The 14,104-nt window shown below is 70.2% G+C and carries 18 protein-coding genes; 8 read left to right on the top strand and 10 right to left on the bottom strand.

Going from position 1 to position 14,104, the window contains the following annotated elements:
* The first annotated feature begins 1,468 nt into the window (after window positions 1-1,468).
* Window positions 1,469-1,996, top strand: coding sequence for a hypothetical protein (locus tag SALPAC3_RS0125140; protein WP_018223928.1), 528 nt, complete (start codon window positions 1,469-1,471; stop codon window positions 1,994-1,996).
* Window positions 1,993-3,681: a hypothetical protein gene (locus SALPAC3_RS0125135; RefSeq protein ID WP_018223927.1), complete on the top strand. Its 1,689-nt coding sequence runs from the start codon at window positions 1,993-1,995 to the stop codon at window positions 3,679-3,681. Before SALPAC3_RS0125140 ends, SALPAC3_RS0125135 begins: the two co-directional genes overlap by 4 nt.
* A gap of 109 nt (window positions 3,682-3,790) precedes the next feature.
* On the opposite strand, the gene SALPAC3_RS0125130 is transcribed toward SALPAC3_RS0125135, so the two are convergent.
* Complete coding sequence (locus SALPAC3_RS0125130) at window positions 3,791-4,183, bottom strand: hypothetical protein (protein WP_157632373.1); 393 nt, start codon at window positions 4,181-4,183, stop codon at window positions 3,791-3,793.
* Between the two features lie 185 nt (window positions 4,184-4,368).
* Here SALPAC3_RS0125130 and SALPAC3_RS29035 point away from each other — a divergent pair, with 185 nt between their 5' ends.
* The 4 genes from SALPAC3_RS29035 to SALPAC3_RS28190 are packed head-to-tail and all read left to right on the top strand — an operon-like array spanning window position 4,369 to window position 6,256.
* Window positions 4,369-5,010: a hypothetical protein gene (locus SALPAC3_RS29035; protein ID WP_018223925.1), complete on the top strand. Its 642-nt coding sequence runs from the start codon at window positions 4,369-4,371 to the stop codon at window positions 5,008-5,010.
* A 57-nt stretch (window positions 5,011-5,067) separates the two neighbouring features.
* A complete protein-coding gene (locus SALPAC3_RS0125120) occupies window positions 5,068-5,832 on the top strand; it encodes an NUDIX domain-containing protein (protein ID WP_018223924.1) in 765 nt (254 codons plus the stop codon).
* Window positions 5,829-6,053, top strand: coding sequence for a hypothetical protein (locus tag SALPAC3_RS0125115; RefSeq protein ID WP_018223923.1), 225 nt, complete (start codon window positions 5,829-5,831; stop codon window positions 6,051-6,053). Before SALPAC3_RS0125120 ends, SALPAC3_RS0125115 begins: the two co-directional genes overlap by 4 nt.
* A 23-nt stretch (window positions 6,054-6,076) precedes the next feature.
* Window positions 6,077-6,256, top strand: a complete 180-nt coding sequence (locus SALPAC3_RS28190; protein WP_018223922.1) for a hypothetical protein — start codon at window positions 6,077-6,079, stop codon at window positions 6,254-6,256.
* A gap of 271 nt (window positions 6,257-6,527) precedes the next feature.
* On the opposite strand, the gene SALPAC3_RS0125105 is transcribed toward SALPAC3_RS28190, so the two are convergent.
* Complete coding sequence (locus tag SALPAC3_RS0125105; RefSeq protein WP_198290380.1) at window positions 6,528-7,118, bottom strand: hypothetical protein; 591 nt, start codon at window positions 7,116-7,118, stop codon at window positions 6,528-6,530.
* A 140-nt stretch (window positions 7,119-7,258) separates the two neighbouring features.
* Here SALPAC3_RS0125105 and SALPAC3_RS26480 point away from each other — a divergent pair, with 140 nt between their 5' ends.
* Entirely contained in the window at window positions 7,259-8,089 is an 831-nt protein-coding gene (locus SALPAC3_RS26480; RefSeq protein WP_018223920.1) for a ParA family protein, read from the top strand.
* Window positions 8,090-8,310: 221 nt separating this feature from the next.
* The gene (locus SALPAC3_RS0125095) at window positions 8,311-8,517 is read left to right on the top strand and encodes a hypothetical protein (protein WP_018223919.1); all 207 of its coding nucleotides are present in this window, start codon (window positions 8,311-8,313) and stop codon (window positions 8,515-8,517) included.
* A 279-nt stretch (window positions 8,518-8,796) separates the two neighbouring features.
* Here the strand turns inward: SALPAC3_RS0125095 and SALPAC3_RS0125090 are convergent, their stop codons facing one another.
* The 8 genes from SALPAC3_RS0125090 to SALPAC3_RS26365 all read right to left on the bottom strand — a co-directional run bounded on the left by SALPAC3_RS0125090 (window position 8,797) and on the right by SALPAC3_RS26365 (window position 13,609).
* The gene (locus tag SALPAC3_RS0125090) at window positions 8,797-10,974 is read right to left on the bottom strand and encodes a hypothetical protein (protein ID WP_018223918.1); all 2,178 of its coding nucleotides are present in this window, start codon (window positions 10,972-10,974) and stop codon (window positions 8,797-8,799) included.
* An 85-nt stretch (window positions 10,975-11,059) separates the two neighbouring features.
* A complete protein-coding gene (locus SALPAC3_RS0125085; protein ID WP_018223917.1) occupies window positions 11,060-11,350 on the bottom strand; it encodes a hypothetical protein in 291 nt (96 codons plus the stop codon).
* Window positions 11,338-12,534: a hypothetical protein gene (locus tag SALPAC3_RS0125080; protein ID WP_232430593.1), complete on the bottom strand. Its 1,197-nt coding sequence runs from the start codon at window positions 12,532-12,534 to the stop codon at window positions 11,338-11,340. The genes SALPAC3_RS0125085 and SALPAC3_RS0125080 overlap by 13 nt, the downstream gene beginning before the upstream one ends.
* A gap of 5 nt (window positions 12,535-12,539) precedes the next feature.
* On the bottom strand, window positions 12,540-12,695 hold the full coding sequence (locus tag SALPAC3_RS28185; protein WP_018223915.1) for a hypothetical protein: 156 nt from the start codon (window positions 12,693-12,695) through the stop codon (window positions 12,540-12,542).
* Complete coding sequence (locus SALPAC3_RS0125070) at window positions 12,692-12,913, bottom strand: hypothetical protein (protein ID WP_026185889.1); 222 nt, start codon at window positions 12,911-12,913, stop codon at window positions 12,692-12,694. The genes SALPAC3_RS28185 and SALPAC3_RS0125070 overlap by 4 nt, the downstream gene beginning before the upstream one ends.
* Window positions 12,910-13,149 carry a hypothetical protein gene (locus tag SALPAC3_RS0125065; protein ID WP_018223913.1) on the bottom strand — a complete coding sequence of 80 codons (240 nt, stop codon included), beginning with the start codon at window positions 13,147-13,149 and terminating at the stop codon, window positions 12,910-12,912. The genes SALPAC3_RS0125070 and SALPAC3_RS0125065 overlap by 4 nt, the downstream gene beginning before the upstream one ends.
* Window positions 13,146-13,358, bottom strand: coding sequence for a hypothetical protein (locus tag SALPAC3_RS0125060; RefSeq protein WP_157632371.1), 213 nt, complete (start codon window positions 13,356-13,358; stop codon window positions 13,146-13,148). Before SALPAC3_RS0125060 ends, SALPAC3_RS0125065 begins: the two co-directional genes overlap by 4 nt.
* Complete coding sequence (locus SALPAC3_RS26365) at window positions 13,355-13,609, bottom strand: DUF6284 family protein (protein ID WP_018223911.1); 255 nt, start codon at window positions 13,607-13,609, stop codon at window positions 13,355-13,357. The genes SALPAC3_RS0125060 and SALPAC3_RS26365 overlap by 4 nt, the downstream gene beginning before the upstream one ends.
* Window positions 13,610-14,104 lie beyond the last annotated feature (495 nt).

Genomic DNA, 14,104 nt, shown 5'->3' with positions numbered 1-14,104 from the left:
CACGCACCGCATGGCGACAACGGCTCGGAAGTCCGCCCAGTGGAAGGCCAAAGGGTGGACCTCAGTCCCCAACTCGATCATCCGCACCCCCGACCTGTCGTTCGAGCTAATCGGGCTCGTCGCCTGGATCGCCTCGCACGACGAAGAGTTCGAGTTCACGGCTCGTGCGATCGCAGAACGAACGTCGGCGGGCTACAACAAGGTCGACGCCCTGGTGCGGGAACTTGAGCATCGTGGGTACCTCACCCGACAGCGCCAGCGAAACAACCTCGGCGTCATCACCGGCATCGTCTACGAGCTACACCCGGAGCCCGTTCCAACCGAGCAGAACACCTGGGTGCCACCTCGCACGCCTAGGGCTCGAAGGCCACACCCCGGCTCGAAGGCTGCCCAGGCCGAAGAGCGAGAAACCGCAGGTCAGAGCCACTTCATGACCCGCCATTCAATGGACCGCCATTCAATGGACCGCCATGACATGGCGGGTCATGAACTATCTAAGGAAGAGAAGACCAACAAGAAGAAAGATCCTTCCTCCTCCGTAGGTTCCTCCGCTGCTCGTACGCGGTCGGTGGGGATGGAAGGAGGAGGGGGCGAAGGAGAGAAACCCCAGTCGACCGACGATGCGCATCGGTCTACCGCTGAGGCGGTCGTAGACGCTCTCCCGGCGGTGGGGCGAAGTCGGGTTGGAGCGTCGTTACGGGCCACGCTGGTGACGGAGGTGGCTGCCCGGTTGGCGGCTGGGTGGTCGGCGGAGGGTGTAAGTGCGGAGTTGACGCGTGATCTGGCGTCTGCCCGGTCGACGGGTGTGTACGTGCATCGGTTGGCGGAGTTGCCTGCGGTTGGCGGAGTTGCCTGCCGATCCGCCCCGGCGGGTACCGGTGGAGCCTGCGGTGGGTGTGCGTCCTGATTGGTGCGGCGGGTGTGATGAGCGCACTCGTCAGCGGGTCACCGATGACGGGGCGCCGTATCGATGCCCACAGTGTCATCCGTTGGCGGCCGTGCGGCCCGCTGAGAGCGCCGTAGCAGCGTCAGATGATCGGGTGTCGATACCTCGCCAGGATCCACGCCTTTCGGCGCTCCTACGCGCTGCTGTCGGCTCTAAGCGCTAAACCCAAAAGCGCATCAACGGATAGGCGGAGTGCGGGGCCAGGTTGTGACTGGCCCCGCACTCTCTATTGCTGCCTAGGACGCTCTACGGGATGTGGCGTTTGGTTACGGTGCCGGTCATGGGTTTCAGCGTGGGTCAGCGAGTGCGGGCGACGACGGCTATCCATCGGTCGAGTGGGTCGGCGTGGCCGGGTGATGCGGGCAGGGTCATCAGGACTACGGGCGATGGTGCGACCGTGCGGTGGGACAACGGCGCGACGACCGATGTGGTCAAGGACCGGGAGCTAGACCGGGCGTAACCGGTTGTTGTCTCCTCGCTGCTGCGAGCTACGGTCGTCGGCGCGATCATGGGGAGGCTGGTATGGCCGATCACGCCGATGTGGCGGTATTGGGCATTGATCCGGGTGCGCGGTGGACTGCCGGCGTTCTGCGGGTCGGTGAGGCGGCGGTTACGGGTTGGACGATCGGTCCGGGTGATGATGCCGCCCGGTTGGCGGATCCGGATGATGTGGAGGCGGTGGGCGCCTACGTGGCCCGGGTGACCGCGCAGATTGAGGCCACGATGGCGCTCATGGCCGACTACCCGCGCCGGCGCCTGGCGGTGGAGATGATCCGGGTGCCGGTGGGGTGGCGCTACGGCAAGCGCACGTCAGTACGGCTGACGGATTGGCTGGTGCCGCGCCAGGTCGGCGTGGCCATCATCGGCCGCTGGCCGAGCACGCGACTGATCGCGCCGGACCGGCACGGCCGCCGCGAGCTGGCCGACTACCCGGCGGAGCTGCGGCGCCGTCGGCCGCCCGGGTGGCCACCGAACGAGGCACCTCGTGGCGAGCGTGACCACGAGCGGGCGGCCTATGACGTTGCGGGTGTTGCGGCGAGGATGCCGTGACCGGGCGGGCCGCGTTGGTCCATCAGGTCCGCGGTGAGGCCCGTGCGGTGTGGGTGGAGGTCCGCGCCCGGCCGGTGCGGCACGCCGCGATCCTGCTCGCCGCGACGGTAGCTGTCGCGACGGTCGCCTCCACCGCCGTCACCCTGGTCACCGACCCGTGGCAGGCGGCCGGGACGCTGGTGTCCACGCCGCTGTTTCTGGGCGCGGTGGCGGTGGTGTTGTGGGGGTTGGTGTGGGCGTGTGGGTCGGTGTCGGCCGGGTTTGTGCGGTGGTGGCTGCCGATGCCCCGGCACGCCGCGGACCGCCTCGCGTCCGCGATCAGCGCTGCCGCGCCGTTGGTGGGTGCGGCGGTGGCGGAGCTGGTGGTGTTGCTGGCCGCTACTGGCGGCCTGGTGGTGGCGGTGGCCACGGCCGCAGTGCTGGCCGCGCTGGCTGCCGTGACCCGGCAGGCCCGGCAGCGGGCGGTGGTGTTGCGGTGGCTGGTCGGGCACCTCGTCGGCGCCGCGCGGGAGTTTGATCCGCACTCGGGGACGTGGGTGATCCGTGATGCGGTGTGGGACGGTGACCGGCTGATGTCGGCCACCGCCTACTACCCCGACCAGCTACGGGTGTCCGAGCCCGGCCGGCGTGCCGGGATCGAGCGTGCGTTGATGTGGGCGATGCGCCACGACCCGCGCGTGTGGGGTCTGCGGTGGGCTGACAACGCCCGCGCGGTCGACCTGGTGGCCGAGCCGCCGCTACCGGATCGCATCGTGGACGGACGTTGGCCCGATGTGGGCGGCATCGTGGTGGGGGCGTGCGCGATGGTCCACGCCGACGCACACGTCATCGGCCCTGACGACAGCCCGATCGGGCTGCGCGTGTGGGATCCCGACGCCCAGCGCGACCTGCTCATCGCCGGGGTTAAGGGTTCCGGCAAAACGATCCTGGCCCGGGGCATCGTCGTGCGAGGCCTGTCCAGTGGCGCGTTCCCGGCCGGCGTGATGATCCTCGACGGCAAGGGCAGCGCGGACTACGCCTCGTTGGAGGGCCGAGACGGTGTCCTCGTCGTGGCCCGCAGCCCGCAGCAGTGGCGGGCGGCCCTGGATCACCTGGTGGCCATCATGCGCGAGCGCTACGAGGCCGACTACGCCTTCGAGTCCGGCCGCAGCAGCGAGCGGATGACCGCGCCGCGGTTGTGCATCGTGCTCGACGAGGTGCAGAACATCCTCTACGAGGTGCCTGAGGCCCTGGACCCGCTCAACCAGTTGGCCAGGATGGCGCGGGGTGGGCGGATTACCATCGTGGCCGTCACCCAACGACCTGATGCCAAAGACGCGATCCCCGGCGCGATCCGTGACCAGCTGGAGGACCGGGTGGCGGTCGGGTGGATGTCCGAGCAGGGCGGACGCATGGTCCTCGAGGGTGATTGGCGGCTGGTCGTGGACGACGACGGCAGCGCCGACACCATGCCCCGTGGTCGTGCCGTGGCCCGTATCGCGGGCCGGCTGTGCCGCATTCAGGTGCCCTGGCTCGACTCCCCGGTGCATGACCCCAGCGTGGAGGGTCTGTACCCGCGCCGGGACGGCACACCACCAGCGCCAACACCGCCGGCACCATCACCGCAGACCCCGGCGGTACCCGCGCCACGATCAGCCGACGACACCCGGCAACCAGCCACACCGACCACGGACTTCTTCGAGTGATCCGAAAGATAGTTTTGCCCCGATTTGACCTGCGGATAGCTTTCAGACCAAAACCAACGACAACGGGGCCCGCAGCAACCGCTGTAGGCCCCGTTGTCGTTGGTTTTGGTCAGGGGGTTGGTGAGGTGGCGACGGGGTCCGGCGGGGCGGTGATGGGCACGGAGGTGACCGCATCGACGCCGTCTACGTCGGGTTTGGGTTTGAGTTCGCCAGTCATGCAGCTTTTGATGTACGCCTCTTTGACCTGATCGCTCCACGCCTTCGATATGGAGTCAGGTCCATCTCGGTCGTACGGTGGGGTGTTCTTGAGCAGGTCGTAGCCGATCGTGCACGCCTCCCTTGACGGTTCGGTGTCCTGCTCGTAGAGCTGCCCCCGGTACGCGATGCCCTTAGCTGACACCTCATCCAGGTGCCGCATCCGCTCTTCGTACGAGGCGGCGCATCCGGTCGCGCCCAGGACTGCCGCGAGGGCCACCGCAGTGGCGACTGTCCGAAGTTTCATGACCGCAGAGTGTATGTGCAGCCACAGACAGCCCTCGATGCCCTGGTCATGCACCATAAACATCCTTCTGGTGTAAACCGGCGGCCAACTGTCGCCCGGCCGACACTGCGAATCCCTTGCGCTAGCTGTATGCGCTCGCATACGGTGTATGCAGTTGCATACACCACGGAGGGAGGCGACAGTCGATGTTGACCTACCGCGAGGGAGACGACGCCCGCCGGGGCGGCCTGGATCTGGTCATCAGCCTCACCGCTGACCAGGCCGACGCTCTCGGCACCGACGCTGCCGAGCTGGCCGAGGCGATCGACACACTGCTGGTCGGACTGGCCGCACTGCGGACCGGACGAGATCCGGCCGTGCCAGCCGGCACCGGGCAGAGCCTCAAGGACCAGCCGGTCACCGCCGAGACGCGGTGGGATGAATGGCTCCTGCGCGACCTGGCCACACTGCGTCATCGCGTCGCTGGGGCCACCGCAGCCGCCATCCGATCCCACGCCAACCACGGCGGTTCCTACGGCGACCTCGCCGCCGCGACCAGTGTCCCGAGGGGCACCGCGCAGCGGCGCCGTGACGCCGTGACCCGCACCGCACCCGGCGACGCCGAGCGCCGGGCCACCACCCGACCCGACACCGAGGGAGCACCAGTCATGGGCAAGCGCAACATCGCCAGCGGTAACGACCGGGTCGCCATCCAGGCCGGCCAGATCAAAGGCGGCAAGAGCGAGAGCGGAGACAGCAGGAGGTCCGGCGAGTCGACCAACATCCGCTCCGGCAACGCCAGGGTCGGCCGCCAGCACGACCGGATCGATGGCGACCTGAACATCTGACCGAGATGGGTTGGGCCCGTCGCAGGCGGGCCCAACCACGGCCGATAGGAGCAGGGAATGACCAGCTACATCGACACCTACACCGACCCCAGCGTCCTTGAGGGCATCCGGGCAGGCGCAGCCTGGGCCGACCCCACCATGGACCCCACCGAGATCGACTGGTCTGTACGTCAGGCTCACGCCCTGGTGCCGTTCCAGGTCATCAACGGCCGCCCGGTCAACCCGGCCGGACCCACCGGTATCCGCCACGGCCGTAACGAGCTGGGCCATTGGGGCGAGCAGCGGTGCGCGGACGCGATTGTGATCGCCACCGACGAGCACGGCCGCCGCTGGATCGCCATGGTCGAGCGCGCGGACGGCCACGGCTGGGCACTGCCCGGTGGCTACGTCGACCCAGGCGAGACGCCCGGCGATGCCGCCGTGCGCGAGCTGGGCGAGGAAACCGGACTCCTGCTCTGCCCGGAAGACGGAGTGGCCTGGGAGGCGCTGCCGGCCCGAGTGGTACCTGATCCGCGCGCGTCAGATGAGGCGTGGATGACGACCGCGCCATCCGTGGCCCGGCTGACTGCCCGCCCCCGAGCGGATTTCCCGGTCCTGACCGGAGCTGACGATGCCCGGCATGCCGAGTGGGTCCGCGCCGACACCTACGCGACCCTGACGGGCCATCTCGGCGCCGTTCACGGAGGCGAGGTGTTCGCCGCCCACCGAGACCTGCTCGCCGACATGCTCGGCGCGACCGACTCCGTCAGCGGTGCCGACACTGCGGCTGGTGCAGAACTCCCGATGAGCAGCCAGGACTCAGCTACGGAGGAGACACGATGACGCGGCATGCAGACGTACTGGCCGCAGTGGACGATGCGCTCGGCGCTGTCACCGTCTGGTGTGACGAGGTGCGCCAGGACGCGGAGCGCCGCCGGGATCTGCCCGCCGGAGCGGAAGCAGCAATCGGCGACCCGTGGTACGTCGAGGCATTAGAGATCTACAGCGATCTCAAGGCGCTACGCGCTCGCCTCCGGGACGCCGAGATGGGGAGCTCATCCTGAACCAGGAGCGGATCGAGCGCGCGGTGGCCGCACTAGACGCGTGGCACGCCGACATGGACATCGACACCGCCGCGCGGCTGTTGACAGCGTGGGCGGGTCGGCACGACCTGACCGACGCCGAGCGCGATGCTGTCCTGGACCGGATCGCCGCCCGACAGGCGAATCGCTCCGGATCCGGCGCAACCGCAGACATCACCAGATAGCCGGCCAAAACGGGGCAGGCCAGCAGGGGTAATGCGGGCGTGGTCCGGATCCGATCCCCTGACGAGTCCCCTTTGGGGACTCGTCAGAGTCTAACCGGCCACGTCCGGTGGGCGAAAAAATGCACGCGTCTCCGCCGACGACCTACTCTGAACGCGCGATGCCGCCGCCAGCTCCCCCGTTGCTGGCGGCGGCATCGCGTGCGTGATTCGGCCCGGTGCGTGGGTAGCCGTGGCTAACTCCAACGACTACTGACCCACGCACCGGGCCGAATCAGCAGCGGACGTAGCCGTCCGGACCGCACCACGGCGGCGGCTGTACCGAGGTGATCCACCACCCGTTGCCCCGACGGACGACCTCAAACGTCCACGCCCGGCTCTCGGTGCCGTACGAGGCGCCGTCGGCGTGCAGCACCATCCGCCACCACTCGGTGATCGTGGCCCGGTCGCCGTCGACGACCGTCGTCATCGGTGTGCCATCCGGGGCCGCGCCCACCGTCAGCGTCGCCCCGGCGTCAGTCAGGTCCGCGGCCCACCGCTCCCACACGTCGTCAACGTCGGCGGAGTCGACGTGGCGCCGCGCGCTGGACTCATCGCCGTACTGCAGCGCGAACATCCAGCCCGTTGTGGCGGCGTCTGGCGCGTCCGCGCCAGACCCAGCCTCCACCGTGCCCCGCCCGACCCACCACACCGCCCCGGCCGCCGGCACGAGCAGCAGCACCGCCAGGAGCACACCCCACCGCCGCCACCGGCCCGACGGCTCACGCCGCCCCGACTCCGGCTCCGCCACCGCGACACCACCAGCCGCACTCGCGCCCGTCTCCCCGATCACAGCCAGCCGATACGTCGGCACCTCATCCGTCACGCGAGCGATCATCACGTACGGGTGTCTCCTACGGGTGCCCGTCACCAGGCGGAGGCGTGTCCAACACACGTCGGACACGGCGCGGATGGCAGGCTGACACCACTCCTACCCGCGTATGAGAGGCACTGATGGATGCTGAGATGACCCCGGATCGGTGGCGTGAGCTGCGCGTCTACCGCACCGCACCAACACCACGACGCCTCGCGGTGGTCAACCGCAAGGGCGGGTCAGGCAAGACCACCACGTCCGTACAGCTCGCCGCCGCACTTGCCGCGTGGGGCGTGCGAGTGCGGATCACCGACGGCGATCCGCAACTCGCCTCCGCGACGTATTGGCTGACTCCGCAGCGTCCCGCCGGCTACCCGACGCTGCTAGACGTGTTCAGCGGGGACTGCACGATCCGGGAGGCGACCGCGCCGACGATCGTGCCCGGCGTGCGGATCGTGCCGAGCCTGGACACCCTGGGCAGGGTCGAGTCCGAACGGCCACCCGGGTCGGACACGCTGCTCGCGGCCGAGTACGACCAGGACGCCGATGATGTCGACGTAGAGATCATGGACGCGGCGCCGAGCATGGGCCTGGTCACCGTCTCGATGCTGACCGCCGCCACACACGTGGCGGTGAGCATGAAGGGGTCAACGTTGGACTACGTCGGCGCGGCGGAGCTGGCCAAACCGTTGGCGTTGATCCGGCGGAGGCTCAACCCGGCCATGGTCACGGCGGCCGTGGTCATGGCCGACACCGACGGCGCCACCGTCCTGTCGCGATCCCTGGACGCGCGACTAACCCAGGAGTACCCGGACGCGATCGTGCACCAGGTGCCGCACAGCGTGCGCGTGGGCGAGGCACCCGGGCAGCATCAGCCGCTCATCGACTACGCCCCGACCAACCCGGTCACCGAGTCCTACTGGCGGCTGACCGCCGCACTCGTGCCAGCACTCGGACTCGCCTGGAAGGTCGGCCCGTCATGAGCGGCCGTCGACGACAGGTCGACATCCCGCCGGCCGCATCCGTACTCAACGAGCTGTACGCCGACCCGGTCGACCCGGTGACGGACACACCTCCGCCACCGCCCACACCCGTGGCGGACACGTCTCCACGTCAGCGCCGACCCGAGACGGACACGCGTCGGAGGCGTGTCCAACACGAGGCGGACCCAGCTCCTACAACCGGGCGGCGGACACCGCCCGGCATGACCCGACACACGATCTACGTCGCTACTGCCGCCGCCGCCGCCCTCGACGACACCGTTGACCGCCTCCACCGCGATCTCGGCGGAATGCTGCCCCGGCACCGCATCCTGGCCGAGCTGATCGCCGCCGCCACCGCCGCCGCACCGACCGTGCGCGACCACCTCCGCGCCGAGCTGATCGCCACCCTCAACGACGACGCACGGTGACCGGCCCGGACGGGGTAGTTGCAGCACCAGCCCCGTCCCGGTGCTCGTCGACGAGCACCGGGTAGACCGGTAGACCCTCCGAGCGCCCACACGCCCCACCACCCCGCCGAGGCCCGGATTTCGGGGCCCACGGGGGGTGGCAGGGGTGGGTGTCTACCGGTCCACACGGGGCTGATCGTGGCTGGCCAGGACATGTAGAGGCCCCTCTACCGGCCGCCCTACCGGAGCTCTACGCGGTAGAGGCGGTATGGCGGCGGTAGAGGGGCCGGTAGGGCCGCCTCAGACGGCCCTCACGCGGGCGATGGCGGTGTCGATATCGCCCAGCCGGTACCCGTTGGCGTTGGCCACACCGCGCACGTTGCGTAGCTGCGCGGGGGCGAGTCCGGTCGGGCGGACCGCGTCGGCGAGGTCGGTGCTCGACCATCCGGCGTAGCGGTCATCGCGGTCCGCGAGGGCCGGCAGCACCTCGCGCGTGTGCATCGCGTCCGCACCGGCATCGACCAGGACCGCCCTCAGGTCAGCCAGCACCACGGGCACGGTGCTCTGCTCCTGGGCGCCGTCGTCGGCGGTCGTGTCGTCAGGGGCGAGTAGGTCGTCCATGCCTACACCCCACCGCCGTCGGGCGTAGGCGTCCGCCGCAGTCCAGGTCGCCTCATCGATTGTCGGCCGCCCGTTGGCCTGCATGTGCTGTAGCCGCTCGATGGCCCGGTCACGGACCTCAGTCGCGCTCAACCGGTACACCGCAGACAGCCGAGGCTCGGTGTGCCCGGGCCCGTCGACGAAACACCTGCCGGCGTCGTTGGGTTTGCCGTCAGCGGCCGGCTTGAGCCGGTCCGGCCGCCACCCCTCCGCCCGTTTACCCGGCCCCATCAGCATCTCGATGTCCCCGGCCTCACACGCCAGCAGCACCTTGCTGACCGCCATGGTTTTGATGGTGGTGGTGCCCATCTCGGTCCGCCCGGCCCGCTGGCTGGCGATGTGGGCGAACCCGGCGCCCTTCGCGGCGGTCCGCAAGAACTCTTCCACCAGGGGGCCGAGTCCGGCCTCCACGAGCAATGGGTACTCGTCGAGCACCAGGACCAGCGCCGGGCCCTCCGGCGTCGGCTCCCAGTTCTCCGACACGTCCTCACCGGGCCGGCTATCGGCGCTCGGTCGTAGGCGGCGGCCCATCACCGCGGCCCGCGCCATCCCGATGGCGATCGCCGCCCGCAGTAGCCCGTCCAGCCCGGCCACGGACGACCGATAGTGCTGCACGCAGTCACCCCAGATGTTCAGCGCCGGAGCATCACTGAGGTCACCACCCCACACCACCACGTCATTGGCGGCGGTCAGACGGTCCAACACCGTCCACACCGCGCTGCTCTTGCCTGACCGGCTCTTACCGACGTAGACGGTGTGCGCCAGCAGCGGCAGCCGCAGATCAGCGCCGTCGAGCATCCGCCCGATCGGGTGCTGCCCCCGCGCCGAGATCGACCGGGGCTGCATCCGCGCCGGGGCCGGCATCGACGCGTACGGGTCAGCCCACACCACCCGCAGTGTGGCCATGCCGGCGTCCTGCGGGTCCGGGATCACGCTCACCGCACCCGCCCGGGTGCGCAGCCTCGCCTCGATCTCGTCGACCTTGTCCGCGACCTTGCCGAGAGCCTGACCGGCCATGACCTGCACATCCCAGCCCCACGGATGTGCCTGCGAGCGCAGCACCGTCACGTCCAGGCGCAGCCCCCGCATGACCGCCGTGATCGTCGCGTGGAGCTGCCCGGCCGGCATGCCCAGGGCCACCGGCCGCGCCGGCCCCGCCGCCGACGGCAGGATCTGCTCGCCCGGCCGCCGGCCCGCGATCCCGGCCGCGAGCACCGCAGCCGATCCGATGCCCACCCACAGCAGCGGACCCACCGCCAGGCCCACCGCCCACACACCCAGACCCGCCGCCGGCACCCCGAGCACGGCCACCCAGCCACGCCCTTTGCGGGACCGGCGCGCACGCTCCCGCGCCGTCTCCCACGCCGCAGTGCTCACACCCTCCTGACGCAGCTCCGCCGCCTCCGCAAACAGCGCGTTGGCGCGGGCCCACCGCAGCCACGCCCGCACGGCACGGCGGATCCCCCGCCCGACCGGCGGAGCGCACCGCCACACCACCACCGGACTGGCCACCGCACCCCGCGCCGCGTACCGGCCCGCCGCCAGCACCAGCCACCGCGCCCGCTGACCCGCCACCGCCCGGTCCCGCAGCCACACCGGCAACACCGGACCCTGCGCAGCCGCCCGTACCCGGTCCCACGCCGACCCCTCCGCCGGCAACACCTCACCCGACACAGCACCGGCACCGGCACCGATCAGGCCAGCCGCCCGCAGTTCAGCGGCCTTCGCGTCCAGTTTCGGCCGCCGTAGCGGCACCACGTTGTCGGTCATGTCGCGCTCCTGGTGGTCGGGGCCAACCGCAGAGATCGGGTGAGTCATGCTGGTGTCTCCTTCTGTGAGGGAGCGGGCCCGGCCGGTTTTCCAGGCCGTGAGGCCGGGCCCGCGAAACATGGGGGCTAGTTGGTCACCACAGCGTTGGCTCGCTGTAGCCGGGAGGCAGCGCCAGGCGGCGCTTGTCCTCGCGTGCTCGCGGCGGCTTCGGCTCCTCCTCGGGCGGCGTCCGCCGCAGATTGCGCGTCGATGTCTCCACCTCGGTGCCGTCGGCCAGGCGCACCCGCACCCGGTCTACCGCCGTCACCCGCACCACCTCGCACGCCGGCAGCCCATACGCCGCCGTCGGCGCGGTCATCAGCACTGGCACCAACCACACCTCGGCGCCCTCCCGGTAGGGCTGGTAGCCGTTCACGGCCGCCACCCAGCCACCAGCGCCGCGACTCGTGTCGACCGTTGCCGGTCGCCCCGGCCACCCATCACGTGCTTGTGGATCGCGTAAGCGCTCGGGTCCACCGGCAGCACACCGGCTCCAATCGCCTCCTGAACGTCCGCCCACAGCGCCCGAACATCGTCCGGAAGCTCTTCCGGAAGCGCACCCTCGTCGCCGTCTTCCGGGGCGCGTTTTCCCAGCCTGATTGCGTCCGGACGCCCGCCCGGCAGCACATCCAACTCCGCCAGCCGAGGCGCGCCGTCCCACGGCTTCGCGCGGCTGGCGTAGTCGATGATCAGGCCGATCAGCCACGCGGTACCGGCCGCGCCCAGCGCCCCGACCGAATGGCCCAACGCACCGCCGGCCGCATCAACCCAGCCGGTGACGTTGTGCCATCCGCCGAGCATGTTCAGCGCGATGCTCGCCCCGAGGGCGACCCACTCGGCGATGGTGGCGCGGCGGTCCGTGTCACCACCGGCCGTACGCAGCACGGCCCGCACGATGATGATCCCGGCCACGATCGCGATCAGCAGCGGCTCTACCAGCCACGCCACCCACCACCCCGGCGACCCCTCTTTCAGGTTCAGCAGCCGGGCCATACCCGCCTGGACGCCCGTCGTTGACCAGGCCGCGAAACCGGTCAGGACCGGCAGGCCCACCACCAGGGCGCCGCGCTGCACCATCGCCACCCGCAACGCCCGCATCTCCGCCGACCGGCCGATGTCCGCACGGACCCGCGCCCGCTCACCCGAGCGGGCAGCCCGCCGATACAGCGCCGCGAGCGCGGCCTGCTCGGCGTCGTCACGCTCACGCTCACGACGACGCCGACCCGCCACCTGGACCTGCTCATCCACATCAGCCAGATCCAACCGATGGTCAGCGGCCGAACGGCGACGCTGCCGCTCGTCATCGCGCTGCACATCCACCCGCGCCCGCCGAGCCTCCAACCGGGCCGCCAGCTCATCGGCCGTCACCGGCTCACGCCGCCACCGCCGACCACCCGACCCGTCGCCCAGGTCGTCCGGACGGTCATCAACCTCGGCAGACGCCTCCGGCTCCGGCTCCACGGCAGGCGCCGGGGCAGGCACATCGACACGGACACCCGGACGGATCGGCACCACACCGGCCGGCACCAGCAGGCCACCACGACGGACCATCCCGTCCTGCACAGCCATCGCGCTCACAGGTCACCCCCAGCGATCTCCCCCTCAATCGCCGCGAACAGATCCGCCGCGACCCGCCGCCAATGCGCCGCGCCCTCCGACCCGATCATCGCCAGCGTGGCCGCCATCCGCTCCGCCCGCCCGTACTCGCGGACCATCTCCAACAGCCTCACTCGGCACCCCCGAACACCGCCGAGCCGACCTGATCCAGACCGGACCGCAGACCCGCCACCACCGACTGAGACACATCCGCCGCCGGCCCGTTGCTGCCCGCCAACACCACACCCAGCAGCACCGCCGCCACAGCCGTAGCGATCAGCCGGCCCGAGGCACGCCAGCACAACGCGAACAGCGCACCCACCAACAGCAGACCGAAAATCCCGAGACTCATCGCCACGCCCTCCCATCGCTGGCCAGCGGCGCGAGGCCCGCCCGGCTCGACACGTGCTCATCCGCCCAGCAGGTACCGGCGATCACCGCCGCCGCCCCGCGCTCCACGCTCACCGCGACAACCACCAGCACCAGACCCGCGCCACGCGCGACCAGGGCCAGCAGCGCCACCAACACCGCAGCGACCAGCCACCCCACCGGGGCGTGCCGCATCCGCTGACGCGCCACCGCGTTCACGACTCGCCCTCGGCGCCGACGCCCTCAGCGGTGGTCGCCTGGTAGTGGGCCAGCGCCCACACAGCCGCCACCAGCACCGGCAGGCCCACCAACACGACGGCCAATGCCCACGCCGCTACCCGACCGGCCTCAACACCCGCCACCGTGACCACACCGGCCGCCAACAGCAGATACGCCCCGGCAAACACCCGATCCGATGTCGACCTCATGCCGCCACCACCAGACGGCCGCCGGCACGCTGAGACGCCGCCACCAGCATCTGACGACGCAACCGACGAGCCCGCCGCCACGCCCACTCAGCAGCAGCCGGACCACGCAACAACCCCGCGATCTCGACATCCAGCAACGCCAACTCGACCTCGATCGACGGCCACTCCGCCTCAATCGCGGTCAGCTCTGCGACGGTCGGCTCTCGCCCGGCCTCATCCGGCTCTGGGCACACGCCACTACGATCAACCATGGGTCGGACCTCCACTGTCCGATCAAGGCTCCCGGCGGTGGTTGCGTCACCGGCCCGGGAGCCGCCTAATTTGGCCACTCCGGACGTTAGTCGATGCGTTCACATAGCGCAAGCATCGTGTTAACGTCTTGGCATGCCTAGGCGGAACAACATTCAGCAGGTCGGATGGCGTTTACCTGCTGACCTATATGAGGACCTGAGCGCGTACGCAGCTCAAACACATCGCAGCATCGTGTCGGCAGCCATCGTGATCTTGGGGCGCGGGTTGGCGGCGGCAGCCAAAACCAAGGAGTACACCCCACCAGGGGGCAGTCGACGCGCCGACTGACGGATCCCGTAGCTGCACGATTACCGGAGGTAGAAAGAGCAACGACCCGCCCAGCTTTGACCGGCAGGCGGGTCGTTCTTGCCCCAACAAGAAGAGCGAGCGCCAGAGTACCGGCTGCCGCATGCCGAACGCACGGTGATGCTGGCCTCGCGTGTTCAACAGAGGAG

The sequence above is a fragment of the Salinispora pacifica DSM 45544 genome (genome assembly GCF_000378845.1).
GTDB lineage: Bacteria > Actinomycetota > Actinomycetes > Mycobacteriales > Micromonosporaceae > Micromonospora > Micromonospora pacifica.
The sequence above is the reverse complement of the archived record's forward strand: the minus strand, read 5'-3'. Positions and strand labels throughout refer to the sequence as shown.